Source organism: Halorientalis pallida (assembly GCF_049605515.1).
Lineage (GTDB): Archaea > Halobacteriota > Halobacteria > Halobacteriales > Haloarculaceae > Halorientalis > Halorientalis pallida_A.
The window spans coordinates 2,827,466-2,847,133 of sequence record NZ_CP187158.1 but is presented as its reverse complement, the minus strand read 5'-3'; the positions used below and the strand labels follow the sequence as shown (position 1 = coordinate 2,847,133).

Here is a 19,668-nt window from a genome sequence, read left to right as displayed (position 1 = left end):
CGGGCAAGATTGCGTGGTAACGAAAGCTATTTGCCAAAAGCCTATTAGCGAGCGCCGCGACGTGTATGGTATGTGTTGTCGGAGGGCAGTATGAGTACCCTACAGCGTGACCCGGGCGAACGGGTCGAGATCCTCGACGAGGACGGACAGGTCCGGGAGGGCGCGACGGTGCCGGACCTCGGTGACGAGGAACTCGTCGACATGTACAGACAGATCACGTTGGCCAGACACTTCGATCAGCGGGCAGTCAGCCTCCAGCGGCAGGGCCGGATGGGCACCTACCCGCCCCTGTCGGGCCAGGAGGCCTCACAGGTCGGGAGCGCCCACGCGCTGGACGAGGAGGACTGGCTGTTCCCCAGCTACCGCGAGGCCGGCGCGGCGCTGATTCGCGGGGTGCCCCTGAAGCAAGTCCTCCTGTTCTGGATGGGCCACGAGGGCGGCAACGCCGTCCCCGAGGAGGTCAACATGTTCACGATGGCGGTCCCCATCGCCACGCAGGTCCCCCACGCGACGGGGGCGGCCTGGGCCTCCAAACTGAAGGGCGAGCGCAAGGCCTTCCTCTGTTACTTCGGGGACGGTGCGACCAGCGAGGGCGACTTCCACGAGGGCATGAACTTCGCCGGCGTGTTCGACACGCCCACCGTCTTCTTCTGTAACAACAACCAGTGGGCGATCTCGGTGCCCCGCGAGCGCCAGACCGCGAGCGCGACGCTGGCCCAGAAGGCCCACGCCTACGGCTTCGAGGGCGTCCAGGTCGACGGGATGGACCCCCTCGCCGTCTACCAGGTCACCCGCGAGGCCGTCGAGAAGGCCAAAGACCCCGCCGAGGGCGAGTTGCGGCCGACGATGATCGAGGCCGTCCAGTACCGCTTCGGCGCACACACCACCGCCGACGACCCGTCGGTCTACCGGGACGACGACGAGGTCGAGGAGTGGAAGCGCAAGGACCCCATCCCGCGGCTGGAGACGTTCCTGCGCGAACGGGGCCTGCTGGACGACGAGGCCGTCGCCGCCATCGAACAGGAGAACTCGGATCGGGTGGCCGAGGCCATCGACGCCGCCGAAGCGGTCGAGCGGCCCGAACCCGCGGAGATGTTCGCACACGTCTACGCGGAAATGCCCCAACGCTTACAGCAACAGCTAGAGTACTTCGAGCGCGTCAGGGACCGACACGGCGACGACGCCCTCCTCGAATAACATGAGTCAGGCAACCGATACCGAGACCGAGGCACAGGATCTCACGCTCGTACAGGCCGTCCGCGACGGGTTGTACGGCGAGATGCAACGGGACGACGACGTGCTCGTGATGGGCGAGGACGTGGGCGAGAACGGCGGCGTCTTCCGGGCCACGCAGGGCCTCATCGAGGAGTTCGGCGACGACCGGGTGATCGACACGCCCCTCGCGGAGTCGGGCATCGTCGGCACCGCCATCGGCATGGCCGCCTACGGCCTCCGCCCGGTGACCGAGATCCAGTTCATGGGGTTCATCTACCCCGCGTTCGACCAGATCGTCTCCCACGCCGCCCGCCTGCGCACCCGAAGCCGGGGCCGGTTCACCTGCCCGCTCGTGGTGCGGGCCCCCTACGGCGGCGGCATCCGCGCGCCCGAACACCACTCCGAGTCCAAGGAGGCGTTCTTCGTCCACGAGGCCGGCCTCAAGGTCGTCATCCCCTCGACGCCCTACGATACGAAGGGGCTGCTGGCCTCGGCCATCCGCGACCCGGACCCGGTGATCTTCCTCGAACCCAAACTCATCTACCGGGCGTTCCGCGAGGAAGTGCCCGACGAGCCCTACACGGTGCCGCTGGGCGAGGCCGCGGTCCGCCGGGAGGGGACGGACGTGTCCGTGTTCACCTGGGGTGCGATGACTCGCCCGACGATGGAGGCCGCCGAGAATCTCGCCGAGGAGGGGATCGACTGCGAGGTCGTCGACCTCCGGACGCTCTCGCCGATGGACGAGGACGCCATCAAGGAGTCGTTCAAGAAGACCGGGCGCGCGGTCGTCGTCCACGAGGCCCCCAAGACGGGCGGGCTCGCGGGCGAGATCATCGCCACCATCCAGGAGGACGTCCTGCTCTATCAGGAGGCCCCCATCAACCGGGTGACGGGCTTCGACACGCCCTACCCGCTCTACGCGCTGGAGGACTACTACCTGCCCGAGGCCGCCCGCATCGAGGACGGCATCCGCGAGACCGTGGAGTTCTAGGATGGTCCGCGAGTTCAAACTCCCCGACGTGGGCGAGGGCGTCGCCGAAGGCGAGATCGTCCAGTGGCTCGTCGGCCCGGGCGACCCCGTCTCGGAGGACCAGCCCGTCGCCGAGGTCGAAACCGACAAGGCCGTCGTCGAGGTCCCCTCCCCGGTCGACGGTACGGTCAAGGAACTGCGGGCCGAGGCCGGCGACGTGGTCCCGGTCGGCGAGGTCATCATCGTCTTCGACGTTCCCGACGAGGGAAGCGAGTCGGGTGCAAGTCGGACGGAGTCCGACTCTGTGGAGGGCGAGGAGGCCGAGGAGACCGGCGCGGATGCGGCACCCGAGCCAGCGGAGGGCGGTGAACCACCCGAGGACCCCGCGGGCCCGAGTACGAACGGCGAGTCGAGCGGCCGGGTCTTCGCCGCGCCCAGCGCCCGCCGACTGGCCCGCGAACTCGGCGTGGACCTCGCCGCGGTCGAAGGGTCCGGTCCCGGCGGGCGGATCACGGAGATGGACGTTCACACCGCGGCCGAGACCGACGCGGACGAACCCGACGAAGCCGAACCGGCGGCTGAGACGGAGACAGCCGGTGCCGACGGGACGGCGGCCGACGCCGACGAGACCGGCGAGGGCGAACGCGAGGCCGCAATCGCCGAGGCCGAGGAACCGCTGGGCGGCGCCCAACCGACAGTCGTCGAGGGGAGCCAGCCCACGACGGAGGGCGCGGCGGCCCCAGCGGCAGAACCGGCCGACCGCGACCGCACGCTGGCGACCCCGGCGACCCGCGGCGTCGCGAAGGAACTCGACGTGGACATCGACGCGGTGCCCGCGACCGAGGAACGCGACGGCGAGGCCGTGGTGACGACCGAGGCCGTCCGGCAGTACGCCGAGTCCCAGCGAGCGGCCCAGGCCGCCGACGCGGAAGCGGTCAGCGCGGGCGGCGAGCGCGAGGGAGCCACGGCGGCCGAGTCGGACCGGGCCGAAGTCGCGGCCGGCACCGAGGAGCGGGTCCCCTACCGCGGCGTGCGCCGGACCATCGGCCAGCAGATGGAACAGTCGAAGTTCACCGCGCCCCACGTCACCCACCACGATCAGGTGGACGTGACCGGGCTGGTCGAGGCCCGCGACGACCTCGCCGAGCGAGCCGAGCAACGCGGGATCAGGCTCACCTACCTGCCCTTCGTCGTGAAGGCCGTCGTCGCCGCGCTCCGGGAGTACCCGATCCTCAACTCCCAACTCGACGAGCAAGCGGAGGAGATCGTCAAGCAGGGCGACTACAATATCGGGATCGCCACTGCCACCGACGCCGGGCTGATGGTGCCCGTCGTCGAGGACGCCGGGCGGAAGTCACTGCTGTCCGTCGCCAGCGAGGCCAACGAACTCGTCGAGAAGGCCCGCGACCGGTCGATCTCCCGGGAGGAGATGCAGGGCGGCACCTTCACCGTCACGAACTTCGGGGCCATCGGCGGCGAGTACGCCACGCCGATCATCAACTACCCCGAGACGGCGATTCTGGGCCTGGGCGCGATCAAGAAACGTCCCTGGGTCGTCGAGGACGAACGCAGTGAGTCCTCGGAGAGCGCGACCGGCGAAGCCGTGAGCGGCGAGGTCGTCCCGCGCCACGTCATGACCCTCTCGCTGTCCATCGACCACCGGGTGATCGACGGCGCGGAGGCCGCCCGCTTCACGAACACGCTGAAGGAGTACCTGCGGGACCCGACCCTGCTGTTGCTGGAGTAAGGACCGCGAGCGGATCGACGGCTACTCCTCGATCTCGACCTCGGCACCCGGCGCGTTCCGCTGGACGCTCTCCAGGCCGTTCATCGCGTCTTTCCGGCGGGCGTACCCCTCACCGCTGTCGGCGACGATGTTGCCGTTGCGGTGGCGGAGTCGCCAGCGCCACTCGTCGGCCCTGTCCCGGAACACCTCGAAGGTGGCCTGTGAGGCGGGGGTAGTGTCGCCCGACGCGTTCGTGGGGTCGGCTGTCGTGTCGGCGGAGTCGGTCGCCGACGGGTCGTCCGTGCCGGCCGTCTCCGTCACCGCGGTCTCGCGCTCGTCGGCGGGGTCCCACAGGAGTTCGACCTCCAGTTCCCGCTCGTCGGTCTCTGTCTCCCGGTCGAGTTCGACATCGACGGTCATCTCGGTCGGGACGCCGACGTCGAGGGGCTCGCCGGCCAGCGCGTCGAAGCCGGTCCCCGATTCGAGGTCGTCGGCGAGCGAGCGCAACAGGGCGGCCGTCGCCGCGGCGTCGCGCTCGTCGGTCCGCTTGAACAGGCGTTCCTCCATACCCCGACTGGTCGGGCCCGCGAGGGATAAAGCCAACCCGCACACTCAAAGTCCGGGGGTGCGTTGCCGGTGTATGGTCGTCGGCGACATCGCGACTGGCACCGACGTACTGGTAATCGGCGCGGGCCCCGGCGGGTACGTGGCGGCGATCCGGGCCGCCCAGCTCGACCTGGACGTGACCCTCGTCGAGAAAGAGGCCTACGGCGGGACCTGTCTCAATCACGGCTGTATCCCCTCGAAGGCACTCGTCTCGGCGACGGACGTGGCCCACGAGGCCCGCGAGGCCGAACACATGGGCGTCCACGCCGACCCCGCCATCGACATGGCCGGCATGACCGCCTGGAAAGACGAGGTGGTCGACCAGCTCACCACCGGCGTCGAACGGCTCTGCAAGGGCAACGGCGTCAACCTCGTGGAGGGAACCGCGGAGTTCGCCGACGAGAACACCGCGCGGGTCGCCCACGGCGGCGAGGGCCAGGGCTCGGAATCCATCGAGTTCGAACACGCCGTCGTCGCGACGGGGAGCCGCCCGGTCGAACTCCCCGCCCTGCCGTTCGACGGGGAGCGAATCCTCTCGTCCCGGCACGCCCTGGCACTGGAGTCCGTTCCGGACAGCCTGCTCGTCGTCGGGGCGGGCTACATCGGGATGGAACTGGCGACGGTGTTCGCGAAGGCCGGGAGCGACGTGACCGTGGTGGAGGCGCTGGATCAGGCGCTCCCGATGTACGAGGCCGACGTGACCCGCGTCGTCACCCAGCGGGCGAAGTCACACGGGGTCGACTTTCACTTCGAGGAGGCCGCCGCCGACTGGGAGGAACGGGAGGACGGGGTGACGGTCGTCACCGAGGGCGAGGACGGCACGGTCTCGGAGTACGACGCCACGAAGGCGCTGGTCGCGGTCGGGCGCGAGCCGGTGACCGATACCGTCGATCTGGACGCGGCCGGCGTCGAGACCGACGCGGACGGGTTCGTTCCGACGGACGACCGCGCGCGCACGAACGTGGATCACATCTTCGCCGTCGGCGACGTGGCCGGCGAGCCGATGCTCGCCCACGAGGGGATGAAAGCCGGCGAGGTCGCGGCGGAGGTGATCGCGGGCGAACCGGCCGCGCTCGACCAGCAGGCGATCCCTGCGGCGGTGTTCACCGATCCGGAGATCGGCACGGTCGGGCTGACCGAGGCCGAGGCCGAGGAGGCGGGTTTCGAGCCAGTCGTCGGGGAGATGCCGTTACGCGCGTCCGGGCGGGCGCTCACCCACGACGACACCGACGGGTTCGTCCGGATCGTCGCCGACGAGGCCGACGGCTTCGTCCTCGGGGCCCAGATCGTGAGCCCGGACGCCTCGGAGTTGATCGCCGAGGTCGGCCTGGCCATCGAGATGGGGGCCACCCTGGAGGATCTGGTGGCGACGGTCCACACCCACCCGACGCTCTCGGAGGCGGTGATGGAGGCGGCCGCGGCGGCGTTGGGACAGGCGATCCACACGCTGAACCGTTGAATCGGACCCCTCCGCAGTCGGGCGAAAATCGTACACGTTTTCCGACAATCGTGGCCCCCTACTGCGATGAGGTCAGTGGTGGAGGTGACCAAAAGAGCTATAATCACGATTTCGAAATTCCGGAACACGAGACGACCGAATAGCCATGACAGACGATACGGACGACACGGACGACGCCGACGCCGCAGACGACATCACGAGCGCGATCCTCTCGGGTTCGATGTACGATCAGTTGCGCCTCCAGCGGCGGACGTACTTCTCCCAGCCGACTATCACGAAACTGACGTGGCAGAGCCTCCTGCTCGGCGGTCTCACACTGCTCTTGCCGATCTATCTGCTCTTTCCGGCGACGGTGCGGGAGTACGTGCCGTCGGCCGATCCGGCGACGGCCTCGCCGAAGGTGTTGATTCTGGGGCTGGTCGGCGCAGGTATCGTGACGTTCACCGCCCTCCTGCTGGTCGGCGGTGCGCTGTACCGCATCCGCAACCACCCCCTCGACGAGACGGAGGCACAGGCGATCCTCAACGTCGAGGACTTCGCGTCCTACCTGGCCTTCGGCACCGGCGGTCTGGCCATCGGGCTGACCGTCGTCTACTTCCTGCTCGGCCTCGGCGGCGGTGCGGCCGTCGGGAGCTACGTGCAGGCGATGGACGGCGTCAACCCGTTCGCGTCCTCGGGCACGGGGCTGTCCGTCGTCCAACTGGCCGTCGCCTCCTTCCTCGGCTGTATCGTCTTGCTCATGATCCGGCTGTACCTCAAGCTCCGACTGTTCGAACTCGACGGCGTGTGAGCCTGGGGCCGCCGGACGTGGCCGGCCAGTGATTGCTGACGGACATATAGCATCGAATATATTTTATGTGATTACATACAGGAATACGCCATGGAACAGACACGTCGGCGGTTTCTCACCGCCAGTGCAACGCTCGGGACAGGCGCGCTCGCGGGCTGTAGTACGGTCACGGACGCGATCCCGTTCATCGGCGGTGGCGGCCTCGGCGACTACGAGCAGTGGGTCTACGAACCGGATCGGTTCGCGAGTTCCGGCGGGGGCGGGGACTTCGGTGACGAAAACGTCGCGTTGAGTCTCTTTGCGATCAACCAGCAATCGATCTACGAGAACCGCAAGGAACTGTATCCGAGCACGTACAACTCGCTGTCGACGAACTTCGCGTCGAACACGGGGATTCTCCCGCGGAACGTCTCGTTGCTGCTCAGCCTGCCCGAAGGACTGGTCCTCTCGGGGTCGTTCGAGCGGAGCGAGGTCACCGCCGAACTCGAAGACGGCAGCAACACCGAGTACGAGAGCGACGGGAGTTACGACGGGTTCGACCTGTACGTCCGGTCCGAGCGCGAGGAATCGCCGGACGCGTTCGGCGTCTCCGGTAACGCCGTGGTCCAGGGCCAGCGGGTCGACAACTTCGGGTCCGACTCCGACTCGGTCCCGGCCACGGACGTGGTCGAGGGGATCATCGACACCAAACGCGGCAGTGCCAACAGGTACGTGAACGCAAACGACGCCTTCGGGACGCTGGTCAGTTCACTCGGCGGCAGCAGTTTCCTCAGCGCGACCGTCCGGACCGAGCCAATCAGTGCCGGCGAGGCCAACGAGGACAGCGGCGAGTTCGAGGGGCTGGTCGCCAGCGGGCAGGCATCCAGCATCAACGGCGGAACGACCGACTCCCAGTCCGTGTTCGTCTTCGACTCACAGAGCGACGCCGATACGGGGTCGGTCAACGACTACATCGAGTACAACGACAACAGCGGCCAGTTCGCCCGCGCCAGGAACGTCAAGGTCAGCCAGAGCGGTCGGACGATCACCGTCAGCGTCACCTCGGACACCTACACCACCCCCAACCTGGGGACCGGCGGCGAGTGACGCCACACGCCCGCCGTCGACACACTCCACCTCGACCGCCGTAACGGCCCGCTACCCCGTCTCGAACGCGGACGGCGGGGCACCTGGGGTGTTACTATCGAATATATTTTATGTGATAACATACAGAAACAGTACATGGAACAGACACGTCGGCGGTTTCTCACCGCCAGTGCTGTGCTGGGTACAGGTGCGATGGCGGGCTGTAGTACGGTCACGGACGCGATCCCGTTCATCGGCGGTGGCGGACTGGGCAACTACCAGCAGTGGGTCTATCCGGCCGACCAGTTCAACCAGGACGCCGATAGTCTGAATTTCGACGGCACGAACCAGAAAGGCATCTACGACAGCCGCAAATCGTTCTATCCGAGTACCTACAGTTCGCTCGCGACGAACTACGGCGCGGTCGGACTCACGGGCCGGTCCGTGTCCATGGACCTCGGCCTGCCCGAGGGGCGCGTGCTGACGGGGTCCTACGACACGGCCGAGGTCGTCGCCGAACTCGAAGACGACGCCAGCACCGAGTACGAGAGCGACGGGAGTTACAGCGGCTACGAACTGTACGTCCCGTCGGACAGGGACACACCCTCACAGGCGGTAGGTGTCTCCGACAGCGCCATCGTGTTCGGCCAGCGCGTCGAACCCGGGTTCGGTTCCGACTGGGACGCGGTCGGCGCGACGGACGTGGTCGAAGGCATCATCGATACCAAAGGCGGGAGCGGCACCCGCGCAGTCAACGAGAACGACGACCTGGCGACGCTGGTGAACGCGCTGAACAGCGGGACCAGCGTCAGCGGCGGGACCCGAGCGGACGAGGTCGATTCGGACCAGGCAGACGCCGAGTCGGGTGTCTTCGACGGCCAGGTCGCCAGCGGCCAGTCCTGGTCGGTCAACGGGAACACGACCAGCCGCCAGTGGGTGTTCGTCTTCGACTCCGAGGGTGACGTGAGTACCAGCGACCTCAACGACTGGGTCGAAGCCAACGACACCGGCGGTGCGTTCACCCGCGCCCGGAACGTCAAGGTGAGCCAGAACGGGCGTGCGGGCGTGGTCACCGCCAAGATCGACACCTACGACCTCTTCCGCTGAGGACGGCTCCCGGTCGAGATCGAGCGCTGGGCGTCCGTTTCCGGGCCGACACCACGACGCTTTTCACCGCCAGGAGCGAAGGCGTCGGCGATGAAGGCACTCACGCTCGGTCCGGCGGGGACCTACTCACACCGGGCCGCGACGGCCGTCGCCGACGAGGTGGCCTTTACCGAATCGGTGACGGCCATCGTCGAGGCCGTCGCAGGGGGCGAGTACGACCGCGGCGTCGTCCCGGTCGAGAACAGCATCGAGGGCAGCGTCACCGAGTCGCTCGACGCCTTCGCCGAACACGACGTGGCGGTCGTCAGGGAACTGATCACCCCCATCCGCCACGCCCTGCTCGCCCAGGGACCGGAGTTCGACCTGATCGCCAGCCACGCCCAGGCGCTGGCACAGTGTCGGGACTACCTCGACGCCGAGTACCCCGACGCCGACCTGGAAGCGGTCGCCTCGACCGCTCGCGGCGTCGAGCGCGCCCGCGAGGACCCGTCGGTCGCGGCCATCGGCCACCCCGAGAACGCGACCAACGGGACCGATCTGGAGGTGCTGGCGAAAGACATCCAGGACCAGTCCTCGAACGCCACGCGCTTCCTGGTGGTCGCGCCCGAGAGCGAGCGCTCCGAGGGCGGCGGCAAGACCTCGCTGATCGTCTACCCCAACGTCGACTACCCCGGCCTCCTGCTGGAGATGCTGGAACCCTTCGCCGAGCGGGACATCAACATGACCCGCGTCGAATCCCGCCCCAGCGGCGAGCGACTGGGCGATTACGTCTTCCACATCGACATCGCGGCCGGCCTCTACGAGGACCGCACGCAGGACGCCCTCGCGGAGATCGACGACATCGCCGAGGACGGGTGGGTCCGTCGGCTGGGGTCGTACGATACCGAGCACGTGGTGGATTAATTAGCCGTCGGCGCGACGGAACGAACCGATGCTCGACGCAGGCGACGCGGCACCCGATATCGAGGCACAGAACCAGGACGGCGAGACGGTCACACCGACGTTCGCGGAGCCGACGGTCGTCTACTTCTATCCCCGCGATGGAACGCCGGGCTGTCAACTCGAAGCCCGCCAGTTCCAGGACGAACTCCCCCAGTTCCGTGATCTGGGCGCGACCGTCTACGGCGTCTCGACCGACGACGTCGACTCCCACCGCGAGTTCGCCGACGAGGAGGCTCTCGATTTCGACCTGCTGGCCGATCCCGGCGGCGAGGTGGCCGCGGCGTTCGGCCTCGACACCGAGGGCGGGTACGTCGAGCGGATCACGTTCGTGCTGGCCGACGGGGCGGTGCAGGCGGTCGTCGACGCCGACGACGTGAACCCGGACGGCCACGCCGCGGCGGTCCGCGAGCAGGTGGCGACCCTGTAGCCCGTTATCGCAGACGATACCCTCGGCGAAACGTTCAGGGGAGAGGTGTGTGAACGTTCGGCAGAGATGTCTGAGCAAGAGCGACGCGGGGCGGCGGGCGTCTACGCCGACTTCGACGACGCCGAGATGATGTGGGTACAGGCGTTTCTGGACCTGCCCGTCCCCATCGTCGTCACGGACGCCGAGCCGAATATCCTGCTGTTCAACCCCGCCATGCAGGAGTTGATGGCGCTTCCCCCCGAACGCGTCCCGGAGATGGAGGGGTACGAGGTGTTCCGGACCGAGGAGACACACGGGACACAGACGACGACGGCACAGCGGACGATGGCCAACGAGACCCAGATCAGGGGCGTCGAGGCGAAACTGTTGAACCACGACGACGAGGAGCGGACGGTCAAGATCACGAGTACACCGATGTACGACGCCGACGGCGACCTCGCGGGGTCGGTGACGGCACTCCAGGACGTGACCGAGTTGCGCGAGAAGGAGCGCCGCCTCCAGGAGAGCCAGGAGCAGGTCGCCGAGCGGCTGACGGACGTGATCGCGCGGCTGGAGACGGTCGCGGGGGACGTGGCCGACAACGCGGCCGACATCGAGGACCGTGCGGTCGCACAGGACGACCGGCTCGACGAGATCAGCGGGGAGATGGAGTCGCTCAGCGCGAACATGGAGGAGATCGCGGCGACGACCGACGAGGTGGCCGAGACGGCGGCCAGCGCCCGCGAGGCCGCCCGCCGCGGACAGGAGGCGGGGACGGAAGCCGAGTCGGCGGCCGACGACATCCTCGCGACCAGCGAGAGTCTGGAGGCGACGGTGGACCGACTGGCCGACCGGATGGACGACATCGAGGCGGTCGCCGAGATCATCGCCGATATCGCCGAACAGACGAACATCCTGGCGCTGAACGCCAACATCGAGGCGGCGCGAGCGGGCGAATCGGGGGAAGGGTTCGCCGTCGTCGCCGACGAGGTGAAAGACCTCGCGGACCAGACTCGCGAGTACACCGACGAGATCGGCGACGAGATCGAGGCGATCACCGGCGAGACCGACCGGACGGTCGAGGAGGTCGAGCGGGCCCACGAACGCGCCGTCGAGGTCAGCGACCGCGTCGACGAGACCCTCGACGCGCTGGAGGAGATCGTCGAGCACGTCGAAGACGCCGCCGAGGGGGCCGAGGAGATCGCGACGGCCAACGACGACCAGGCGGCCCACATCGAGGAGGTCACCGCGTCGGTCGAGCAGAGCGCCACGGAGGCGACCGAGATCCACGAGACCGCCACCGAGACGGCCGACCTGACCGAGCGCCAGCACGACATCGTCGAGGAGGTCCGCGAGGCCGTCGAGGAACTCTCCGAGGACCTCGCGGAGGGGGACGACTGACCGGCGGGGTGGCCCTCGCCGACAGACAGTTTTAGCAGGCCGTCGTAGTCGTGGTGGGGTGAGCCCATGGATCGACAGAACCCATTCGAGGAGATCGACCGTCTGTTCGACCGGATCAGCAGCGAATTCGCGGACCTGCCGGAGGCCGGACCGGGCGGGAGCGTCGCCGTCGACGTGGCCGACACGGGCGAGGCCTTCGAGGTGACCGCCGACGTGCCCGGCTACACCAGCGACGACATCGACGTGACCCTGCCCGACCCGCGGACGGTGCGGATCGCCGCCAGCCGGGAGACGACCAGCGAGACCGAGGACGGGGACGACGACCGCCAGTACCTCCGTCAGGAGCGGACCCGACGCTCGACGAGCCGCACAGTGGCCCTCCCCGACCGCGTCCGGAAGGGCGACGCCGAGGCGAGCTACGACAACGGCGTCCTGACGATCACGCTCCCGAAACAGGAGGCCGGTGGCGGGACGGACATCCCGGTGAACTAGCACAACGGCCTTCCCGCCGGCCGTCGAACCGGCGGGTATGCTCGAACCGGGCGACCCGGCACCCGACGTGACGGCACGGAACCAGCACGGCGAGTCCGTCTCGCCGACGTTCGCCGACCCCACGGTGGTCTACTTCTATCCCGAGGACGGGACGCCGGGCTGTACGACCGAGGCCGAACAGTTCGCGCGCGAGCGCGAGACCTACGACGACGCCGGCGTCACGGTCTACGGCGTCTCGACCGACGACGCCGAGTCCCACCGCGCGTTCGCCGAGGAGACCGGCGTCGAGTTCGACCTGCTGGCCGACCCCGACGGCGAGGTGGCCGCGGCGTTCGGCGTGCCCCTGGACGCACCCGGCGATTCGACGCCACGGACGACGTTCGTCCTCGTGGATGGCGTCGTCGAGCGCGTCCACACGGGCGTGAATCCGGACGGCCACGCCCGTGATCTGCTGCTCGAACTGCTGGACGACGGCGTCGTCGCGCTGGAGTGAGGGGTCCTATACGATACGGGCGAGGATAAAGTTTCCACGCTGGTAGTTTTTTTAGTAGTGGATATCGAAACGGTAGGTTATGGTCGACGAGAGGTCGCCGGCGGACGCTGCCGGGCACGGCGTGGGAGAGCGGGACAGGGCACTCGCGGAGCGGGGTGAGCGGACCGGACGGTACCAGCTGGCCGCCGACGGAACGGTCGTCGCTGTCGACGACGGGCTGTGCCGGCTCACGGGGTACAGTCACGCCGAGGTCATCGACGAACACGTCTCGTTCTTGCTCGGTGAGGAGGGGAGCGAGCGCTACGGTGTCGCGCTCGGCAAAGTGCGACAGCGCGGCGAGTTGTGCCGGACCGACATCGCCGTCACGCTCGCCACCGCGGACGGCGACCCGCTCCCCTGCACCGTCGACCTGCAGGCACTGGGTGGCGGGTCCGGGGCGTGGGCGAGTCTCGGCGAGCTTCGGCCACAGCGAGTCGAGGACTCGGCGGACGCCACACCGAGGCAGGGCGAATCGACCGCGGGCCGCTCCGCCGACTCGGCCCCGCTCACCGACCGGATCTACGGTCTCAGTCGCGTGCTGGGGACGGCCACGACGCGGGCCGAGCTGGCCGAGCGTGTCTGCGAGCGGCTGGCGGCGCGCCCGGAGTACCGGGCCGTCTGGTTCGGCCGGAGCCACTGCAGTGACGCCGTCCTCGAACCGGACGCGACCGCCGGGGTCGACGACGTGACGCTCCGGACCGACGGTGGCGGGCCGGTCGAACGCGCCGTCGAGACCGCGGCGGTACAGGTGGCCGAGACCGACGCGACCACGGACCTCCCGGTGGACCTGACGGAGACGGGGGCGACGGTGGCGGCCGTGCCGCTCGTCCACGGGGAGACGGTGTACGGATTGCTCGTCGTCACGGCGGTGGAGGCGGACCCCCTCGGCCCGGCAGAGCGGGCGGCGTTCGCGGACATCGGGGGTGCCATCGGGCACGCGTTGTGCTGTCAGCGGGCGCGGCGGACGCTGATGACCGGGCGCGTGACCGAGGTGACGCTCCGTGTTCGGGACGGCGGATCGGTCCTGCCGGCGCTGTCGGACCGCCTGGACTGTCGCGTCACGGTCGAGGGCGTCGTGTCCACGACCGACGGCCGGCCCCAGCACTACGTGACCGTTCACAGTGCGGACACGGACCGGATCCGTGCGGTCGGGGACGACTTGCCGGGCGTCGAGCGGTTCGAGATCGTCAGCGAACACGACGACGCGTGCGTGGTCAGAGTCGAACCGCCCGAACCGACGCTCCACCGGGTGACCGCCGAACACGGCGGGTCGGTCCAGGAGCTGGCCTTCGAGTGTGGCGACGCGACGGTCACCGTCGAGTTGCCCGACGCGGACGGGACCCGGGAGTTGCTGGCGGCCCTGCGGGCGAGGTTCGAGACGGTGACGCTGGCGGCCCAGCGGGAGACCGACCGGTCGATCCAGACCAGACGGCAGTTCCGGTCGGCGCTGCTCGACCGGCTCTCGGATCGCCAGCAGACGGCGCTCCGACTGGCCTACCGTGCGGGGTACTTCAACTGGCCCCGCGAGAGTACCGGCGAGGACATCGCCGCATCGATGGACGTCTCGGCGCCGACCTTCCACAAACACCTCAGACACGCCGAGGAGAAACTCGCGGGTTCGGTGGTCGCGCCCGAGGAGGGGTGCTAATTCTTTACCCGTCTCACTGATGGGCAACGAACAGAGAGGTATATACAATGGGTAAGAACGGCCCCTCCGGAGAGCGCAGCGGCGGTCCAGTCGGGTTGCCGGTCGAGGGGAACACCACACGGGACGAACTGTTCAGAGCGCTCGCCCACGCCCGTCGCCGCCGCGTCCTCGCGTACCTCCGTCGCGAGCAACGCGCCGTCCCGGTCGAACACGTCGCGACGTACGTCGCCACAGCCGAAACGACGGGCGACAGCGACGCGCCGTACGCCGACGTCGAAACCTCGCTGTACCACGTCCACCTGCCGAAACTGATCGACGTGGGGCTCGTCGCCTGGGCGGACCCCGACAGACGGGACGCCATCCGCTTGACGACGCTGGGCGAGGAGTTACCGACGACGCTCGGGTGGGTCCCCGGCGACCTGACGAGCGGCGACTGAACGGGCGAGGAGTCGGATAGGGAGTTCTTTTAGGCTGGCAGGGGGAACCGGTACGTATGGATTACGAGCCCCAGGAACTCGAAGCGAGGTGGCGCGATCGCTGGGCCGAGGCGGGACGGTACGAGGCCGATCCCGACGGCGAGGCCGAGCCGACGTTCATCACCGTCCCCTACCCCTACCCGAGCGGCGGCATGCACATCGGGCACTGCCGGACCTACACCGTGCCCGACGTGTACGCCCGCTACCGCCGGCTCCAGGGCGACGACGTCCTCTTTCCCATCGCCTGGCACGTCACCGGCACGCCGATCATCGGTGCCGTCGAGCGCCTGAAGAAGGGCGAAGAAGATCAGCTGTCGGTCCTGCGTGACACCTACAACGTCCCCGAGGACACGCTCGAAGACCTCGAAACCCCGATGGGCTACGCCCGCTACTTCATCGAGAACCACTACAAGTCGGGGATGAAGCAACTCGGGCTCTCCATCGACTGGCGGCGGGAGTTCACCACCAACGACGACCGCTACTCGAAGTTCATCACCTGGCAGTACGAGACGCTCAAGGAACGGGGCCTGCTGGAGAAGGGGCTCCACCCCGTGAAGTTCTGCACCGACGAGGAGAACCCGGTCACCACCCACGACCTGCTCGAAGGGGAGGAGGCCGAGTTCCAGGAGTACACGCTGGTGAAGTTCGAGGCCGAGGTCGACGGTGACTCGGTGATCGCACCGATGGCCACCCTCCGCCCCGAGACCGTCCGGGGCGTCACGAACGCCTACGCCCACCCCGACGGCGAGTACGTCCGGGCCGACGTGGATGGGGAGACGTGGATCGTCTCCAGTGCGGCCGTCGAGAAACTGCGACTCCAGGAACGCGACATCGAGGTTCGCGAGGAACTGTCGGGTGCGGACCTGATCGGCGAGACGGTGACGAACCCGATCACCGGCGACGAGGTGTTGATCCTGCCGGCGACCTTCGTCGACACCGACAACGCCACCGGCGTCGTCATGTCCGTCCCGGCCCACTCGCCGGACGACTACCTGGCCCTACAGGAGGCCAAGGCCGACGACGAGCGCATGCGCGAGTACGGGATCGACCCCGCCGACGTGGCCGACATCGAGCCGATCCCGATCCTCGACATCGAGGGCTACGGCGACGTTCCCGCGAAGACCGCGGTCGAGGAGGCCGGCGTCGAGTCCTCGGACGACCCCGACCTGGAGGGCGTGACGGCCGACCTCTACCAGGCCGAGTTCCACCAGGGGATCATGCACGACGACTACGGCGAGTTCGCGGGCATGACCGTCGAGAACGTCCGCGAGGAGTTCCGCGCCCACTACCAGGACGAGGGCGCGTTCGACGAGATGTACGAGTTCACCGAGGACGTGGTCTGTCGCTGTGGCGGCGACGTGGAAGTCGCCAAACAGGACACCTGGTTCCTCCGGTACAACGACGCCGAGTGGAAGCAGAAGGCCCACGATGTACTCGACGGGATCGAGACGATCCCCGAGAACACCCGCGACCAGTACGATCACACCATCGACTGGCTCAACGAGTGGCCCTGCATCCGCAACTACGGGCTGGGCACCCGCCTGCCGTGGGACGAGGACTTCGTGATCGAGCCCCTGTCGGACTCGACGATCTACATGTCCTACTACACCATCGCCCACCGACTGGACGAGATTCCACCCGAGGACCTCGATCACGACTTCTTCGACGCGCTGTTCTACGGCGAAGACGCCGTCGACGACCCCGACGAGCGCGCGCTCGAACTGCGCGAGGAGTGGGATCACTGGTACCCCGTCGACTGGCGCTGTTCCGGCAACGACCTCATCAACAACCACCTCACCTTCTTCCAGTTCCACCACGGCGAACTGTTCGACGAAGACGCGTGGCCCGAGGGCATCACCATCATGGGCATGGGCCTGCTCGAAGGCGAAGCGATGTCCTCCTCGAAGGGCCACGTCGTCCTGCCCTCGAAGGCAATCGACGAGTACGGGGCCGACACCGTTCGGTTCTTCCTGCTGAACTCCGCGGAGCCGTGGCAGGACTACGACTGGCGCGACGACCTCGTGGGGAGCACGCGCGACCAGCTCGAACGGTTCTGGAGCCGGGCCCAGGAGGTCATCGACTTCGACATCGACGAGATGGTCGAGATCACCCTCGAAGTCGAGGGCGAGGAGACGACCGACGTGGCCATCGACGAGGACGCGCGACCCGATCTCGAACACGTCGACCGGTGGCTCCTCTCGAAACTGCAGGGCACGATCCGGGAGGCGACCGAGGCCATGGAGGGCTTCGAGACCCGGACGGCGAGTCAGGCGATCTTCTACAGCTTCGAGGAACACCTGAAGTGGTACCGGCGGCGGGCCGACCTCGACCGCGAGGGCGCACAGTGGACCCTGCGTGAGGTCCTGCGGACGCGCCTGCGCCTGCTCGCGCCCTTCGTCCCGTTCATGGCGAACGAACTCCACGAGCAGTTGACCGGCGAACCGGCCGAAGACGCCGACTGGCCCGAACCCGACCCGGCCTTCGAGGACGAACGCGTCGAGCGCCGGGAGCGACTGGTCGAGGCCGTCACCGACGACATCCACGACATCGTGGACGTGACCGGGACCGACCCGGACACGGTGCGGGTGTACGTCGCGGCCGACTGGAAACGCGACGTGTTCGAGACGGTCCGGGAGGTCGGCACCGACATCGGCGCGGTCATGGGCCAGGTCATGGAGGACCCGGACCTCCGCGAGAAAGGCGACGCGGTCAACGACCTCGTGCAGGACCTGGTGGAACTCGTTCGGGAGCGCGACGAGGACGAACTCGCCGCGCTGGCCGGCGTCGACGAGCGGGCCGTCTACGCGGACGCCGAGGCCTTCCTCGAAAACGAGTTCGACGCCACCGTCGAGGTCTACGACGAGGCCGACCCCGACGCCGTCGACCCCGACGGGAAAGCCGACAGTGCCGTCCCGTTCCGGCCGGCGATCCACCTGGAGTAGTCACTCCAGCGAGAGCGCACCGTCCGCCAGCCGCCCGTCCGTTCCGGTGTAGTACCAGCCGTCCCGGAGCGCGTGGGCCGCGTTCCGGTCGTCGAGACAGCCGTCCATCACGGTCGGCCCGTCCAGCAGGACGGTGCCGTCCTCGGACAGCGCCAGTTCGGTTCCCGCCACTGGCGTCCCGACGGTCCCGAGCTGGAACGACGCGGCGCGGTTCAGCGTCGCCACGCCGGCCGTCTCGACCGGGCCGTACAGTTCCGTCAGCGGCACGCCGATCCCGCGGAAGAACTCGATCAGGTGATCGTCGAGCCGTTCCAGCCCCGAGAGGGCGTACTCCAGGTCGGCCAGACCGAACGCCTCGCGGAGCGGGCCGAAGACGAGGCGCTTCGCGGCGCGGTACTTCAGCGGCGTCCCCTCGCCCGCGAGGATGCCCCGCCCGTACGCGGTCGCGCGTCCGGCGAGTTTCCGTTTCATCCAGCCCATGTCGCCGATCCGATCCTGCAGGGTGCCGTAGAGTTGCTGGTAGAGTTTGGGCACGCCGACGAGCACGTCGGGGTCGATCTCGCCGAGCCGGGCCGTGGCGTCCTCGAAGGGGGCGTAGGCGACCGCGCCGCCGGACGACCAGAGGTGGTAGGCGAGCACGCGCTGGTAGACGTGTGCCAGCGGCAGGAAACAGGTTCCGGTCGCGCCGGGGTCGAGCGGTAACTCGGCGTCCAGCGCGGCGACGGCCGCCCGCAGGTTCCGCCCGGTCAGCACACAGCCCCGGTCGGTCGGTGTCCCCACGTCGAAGACGACCGTCGCCGGGTCGTCGGGGTCGGCGTCGAGTCCGGGGAGTGCCCGCGGATCGGCGGTCGGGAGGTCGTCGACGTGGACGACGGTATCCGCCACCTCCTGCACCGCGACGGGCGTGTCCACGTCCGCGACCAGGCCGTCCACGTCGGCCCGTTCGGCGCGCTCGCGCAACCGCTCGTCCGTCGCGGAGGGGTACAGCGGCACCGACACCAGCCCGGCCAGGTGACAGGCCAGGTCGACGACCGACCACTCGTAGCCCGACGGGAGCGGAACGGCGAGCCGGTCGCCGGGCGCGAGGTCTGTCGTGAGGAGGCCGCCGGCGACGGATCGGGCCCGGTCGTAGAGGTCGTCGAAGGTCCGCTCGGCGTACCCGTCACCCGCGGGAACGAGCGCGGCGGTCCGGTCGCCGTGGGTCTCCGCGAGGTCCGCGAACCAGGTCGCCATCGACGCCTCGGGGACCGCGAGCGACCCACCGTCCTCGACCTCGCTCCCGAGGGTGACCGGCTGGTCCTCGATGCCGCCGGTCGCCTCGGTCTCGCCGGCGGTCTCTGGGGGTTCGTCGACAGCCCCGGGGTCGTCGGTCGCGCGGTCGCGTTTCAGCGTCCCCGGGCTGTACTCGTAGTCCTCGTCGACCTCGGCGTCGTAGTAGTCGCCGTATCGCTGGTCCTCGTCGGCCGCGGCGATGTGTGAGTCCAGCCAGTCACGGGCGAACACCAGCACGTCCATCGTGACGTACTCGCCGTTCTCGTGTCGCTCGCGGAGTTCGCGTACCTTCTGTTCGAACTGCTCGTGCATCTCCCGGTGGTCGAAAAAGCAGTCCGCACAGTCCATCGCGTACCCGCAGTCCTGCATGAACTCCTCCTCGTCGCCGAAGTGGTACTCGGTGTACCGCTCCAGTTCCCGCAAAATGTCCCCCACGCGCTCCTCGGAGTGCCCCTCGTCCATCGCAGTGTGCAGATCGTTCAACAGTCCGAACAACCGTTTGTGCTGTTCGTCGAACCGTTCGATGCCGGTGCTGTACCGGTCGTCGTCCCACTCGGCGAAGGCCTCGCTCGAACGAGAGGTCATAGTCGACGTAGAGCGCAGTGGCTGAAAAAGGAGC

Annotated in this window: 17 protein-coding genes; 15 read left to right on the top strand and 2 right to left on the bottom strand. The window is 68.4% G+C overall.

Annotation, left to right across the window (positions count from 1 at the left end; translation table 11 throughout):
* Nucleotides 1–90 precede the first annotated feature (90 nt).
* Genes pdhA through ACOZ4N_RS16275 form a run of 3 tightly spaced genes read left to right on the top strand, consistent with a single transcriptional unit; the run spans nucleotide 91 to nucleotide 3,932 of the window.
* Nucleotides 91–1,197 carry a pyruvate dehydrogenase (acetyl-transferring) E1 component subunit alpha gene (pdhA, locus tag ACOZ4N_RS16285; RefSeq protein WP_424017418.1) on the top strand — a complete coding sequence of 369 codons (1,107 nt, stop codon included), beginning with the start codon at nucleotides 91–93 and terminating at the stop codon, nucleotides 1,195–1,197.
* Between the two features lies 1 nt (nucleotide 1,198).
* A complete protein-coding gene (locus ACOZ4N_RS16280) occupies nucleotides 1,199–2,206 on the top strand; it encodes an alpha-ketoacid dehydrogenase subunit beta (protein WP_424017417.1) in 1,008 nt (335 codons plus the stop codon).
* Between the two features lies 1 nt (nucleotide 2,207).
* Nucleotides 2,208–3,932: a dihydrolipoamide acetyltransferase family protein gene (locus tag ACOZ4N_RS16275; protein ID WP_424017416.1), complete on the top strand. Its 1,725-nt coding sequence runs from the start codon at nucleotides 2,208–2,210 to the stop codon at nucleotides 3,930–3,932.
* A 21-nt stretch (nucleotides 3,933–3,953) separates the two neighbouring features.
* Here ACOZ4N_RS16275 and ACOZ4N_RS16270 read toward each other — a convergent pair whose 3' ends face one another.
* Nucleotides 3,954–4,478: an HVO_2922 family protein gene (locus tag ACOZ4N_RS16270; protein WP_424017414.1), complete on the bottom strand. Its 525-nt coding sequence runs from the start codon at nucleotides 4,476–4,478 to the stop codon at nucleotides 3,954–3,956.
* Nucleotides 4,479–4,551: 73 nt separating this feature from the next.
* Between ACOZ4N_RS16270 and lpdA the strand changes: the two genes are divergently transcribed.
* From lpdA to leuS, 12 genes are all read left to right on the top strand, one after another.
* Nucleotides 4,552–5,976, top strand: coding sequence for a dihydrolipoyl dehydrogenase (gene lpdA / locus ACOZ4N_RS16265; RefSeq protein ID WP_424017413.1), 1,425 nt, complete (start codon nucleotides 4,552–4,554; stop codon nucleotides 5,974–5,976).
* A gap of 145 nt (nucleotides 5,977–6,121) precedes the next feature.
* Entirely contained in the window at nucleotides 6,122–6,766 is a 645-nt protein-coding gene (locus ACOZ4N_RS16260) for a hypothetical protein (RefSeq protein WP_424017412.1), read from the top strand.
* A gap of 90 nt (nucleotides 6,767–6,856) precedes the next feature.
* A complete protein-coding gene (locus tag ACOZ4N_RS16255; protein WP_424017411.1) occupies nucleotides 6,857–7,852 on the top strand; it encodes a hypothetical protein in 996 nt (331 codons plus the stop codon).
* A 135-nt stretch (nucleotides 7,853–7,987) separates the two neighbouring features.
* Entirely contained in the window at nucleotides 7,988–8,938 is a 951-nt protein-coding gene (locus ACOZ4N_RS16250; protein ID WP_424017410.1) for a hypothetical protein, read from the top strand.
* A gap of 90 nt (nucleotides 8,939–9,028) precedes the next feature.
* The gene (pheA, locus tag ACOZ4N_RS16245; protein ID WP_424017409.1) at nucleotides 9,029–9,841 is read left to right on the top strand and encodes a prephenate dehydratase; all 813 of its coding nucleotides are present in this window, start codon (nucleotides 9,029–9,031) and stop codon (nucleotides 9,839–9,841) included.
* 28 nt (nucleotides 9,842–9,869) lie between these two features.
* On the top strand, nucleotides 9,870–10,307 hold the full coding sequence (locus ACOZ4N_RS16240) for a peroxiredoxin (protein ID WP_424017408.1): 438 nt from the start codon (nucleotides 9,870–9,872) through the stop codon (nucleotides 10,305–10,307).
* Nucleotides 10,308–10,373: 66 nt separating this feature from the next.
* The gene (locus ACOZ4N_RS16235) at nucleotides 10,374–11,687 is read left to right on the top strand and encodes a methyl-accepting chemotaxis protein (RefSeq protein WP_424017407.1); all 1,314 of its coding nucleotides are present in this window, start codon (nucleotides 10,374–10,376) and stop codon (nucleotides 11,685–11,687) included.
* A 66-nt stretch (nucleotides 11,688–11,753) separates the two neighbouring features.
* A complete protein-coding gene (locus tag ACOZ4N_RS16230; RefSeq protein ID WP_424017406.1) occupies nucleotides 11,754–12,179 on the top strand; it encodes an Hsp20/alpha crystallin family protein in 426 nt (141 codons plus the stop codon).
* Nucleotides 12,180–12,216: 37 nt separating this feature from the next.
* Nucleotides 12,217–12,672 carry a peroxiredoxin gene (locus ACOZ4N_RS16225; protein ID WP_424017405.1) on the top strand — a complete coding sequence of 152 codons (456 nt, stop codon included), beginning with the start codon at nucleotides 12,217–12,219 and terminating at the stop codon, nucleotides 12,670–12,672.
* 79 nt (nucleotides 12,673–12,751) lie between these two features.
* Nucleotides 12,752–14,359, top strand: coding sequence for a bacterio-opsin activator domain-containing protein (locus ACOZ4N_RS16220; protein WP_424017404.1), 1,608 nt, complete (start codon nucleotides 12,752–12,754; stop codon nucleotides 14,357–14,359).
* 47 nt (nucleotides 14,360–14,406) lie between these two features.
* A complete protein-coding gene (locus ACOZ4N_RS16215) occupies nucleotides 14,407–14,796 on the top strand; it encodes a DUF7344 domain-containing protein (protein ID WP_424017403.1) in 390 nt (129 codons plus the stop codon).
* A gap of 56 nt (nucleotides 14,797–14,852) precedes the next feature.
* A complete protein-coding gene (gene leuS / locus ACOZ4N_RS16210) occupies nucleotides 14,853–17,777 on the top strand; it encodes a leucine--tRNA ligase (RefSeq protein ID WP_424017402.1) in 2,925 nt (974 codons plus the stop codon).
* Here the strand turns inward: leuS and ACOZ4N_RS16205 are convergent, their stop codons facing one another.
* Nucleotides 17,778–19,634, bottom strand: a complete 1,857-nt coding sequence (locus ACOZ4N_RS16205) for a bacteriohemerythrin (protein WP_424017401.1) — start codon at nucleotides 19,632–19,634, stop codon at nucleotides 17,778–17,780.
* Nucleotides 19,635–19,668 lie beyond the last annotated feature (34 nt).

Excerpts from the sequence above, each read along its gene's own strand:
- pdhA (WP_424017418.1), top strand. The coding sequence starts at position 91 with ATGAGTACCCTACAGCGTGACCCGGGCGAACGGGTCGAGATCCTCGAC.
- ACOZ4N_RS16280 (WP_424017417.1), top strand. The coding sequence starts at position 1,199 with ATGAGTCAGGCAACCGATACCGAGACCGAGGCACAGGATCTCACGCTC.
- ACOZ4N_RS16275 (WP_424017416.1), top strand. The coding sequence starts at position 2,208 with ATGGTCCGCGAGTTCAAACTCCCCGACGTGGGCGAGGGCGTCGCCGAA.
- ACOZ4N_RS16270 (WP_424017414.1), bottom strand. The coding sequence starts at position 4,478 with ATGGAGGAACGCCTGTTCAAGCGGACCGACGAGCGCGACGCCGCGGCG.
- lpdA (WP_424017413.1), top strand. The coding sequence starts at position 4,552 with ATGGTCGTCGGCGACATCGCGACTGGCACCGACGTACTGGTAATCGGC.
- ACOZ4N_RS16260 (WP_424017412.1), top strand. The coding sequence starts at position 6,122 with ATGACAGACGATACGGACGACACGGACGACGCCGACGCCGCAGACGAC.
- ACOZ4N_RS16255 (WP_424017411.1), top strand. The coding sequence starts at position 6,857 with ATGGAACAGACACGTCGGCGGTTTCTCACCGCCAGTGCAACGCTCGGG.
- ACOZ4N_RS16250 (WP_424017410.1), top strand. The coding sequence starts at position 7,988 with ATGGAACAGACACGTCGGCGGTTTCTCACCGCCAGTGCTGTGCTGGGT.
- pheA (WP_424017409.1), top strand. The coding sequence starts at position 9,029 with ATGAAGGCACTCACGCTCGGTCCGGCGGGGACCTACTCACACCGGGCC.
- ACOZ4N_RS16240 (WP_424017408.1), top strand. The coding sequence starts at position 9,870 with ATGCTCGACGCAGGCGACGCGGCACCCGATATCGAGGCACAGAACCAG.
- ACOZ4N_RS16235 (WP_424017407.1), top strand. The coding sequence starts at position 10,374 with ATGTCTGAGCAAGAGCGACGCGGGGCGGCGGGCGTCTACGCCGACTTC.
- ACOZ4N_RS16230 (WP_424017406.1), top strand. The coding sequence starts at position 11,754 with ATGGATCGACAGAACCCATTCGAGGAGATCGACCGTCTGTTCGACCGG.
- ACOZ4N_RS16225 (WP_424017405.1), top strand. The coding sequence starts at position 12,217 with ATGCTCGAACCGGGCGACCCGGCACCCGACGTGACGGCACGGAACCAG.
- ACOZ4N_RS16220 (WP_424017404.1), top strand. The coding sequence starts at position 12,752 with ATGGTCGACGAGAGGTCGCCGGCGGACGCTGCCGGGCACGGCGTGGGA.
- ACOZ4N_RS16215 (WP_424017403.1), top strand. The coding sequence starts at position 14,407 with ATGGGTAAGAACGGCCCCTCCGGAGAGCGCAGCGGCGGTCCAGTCGGG.
- leuS (WP_424017402.1), top strand. The coding sequence starts at position 14,853 with ATGGATTACGAGCCCCAGGAACTCGAAGCGAGGTGGCGCGATCGCTGG.
- ACOZ4N_RS16205 (WP_424017401.1), bottom strand. The coding sequence starts at position 19,634 with ATGACCTCTCGTTCGAGCGAGGCCTTCGCCGAGTGGGACGACGACCGG.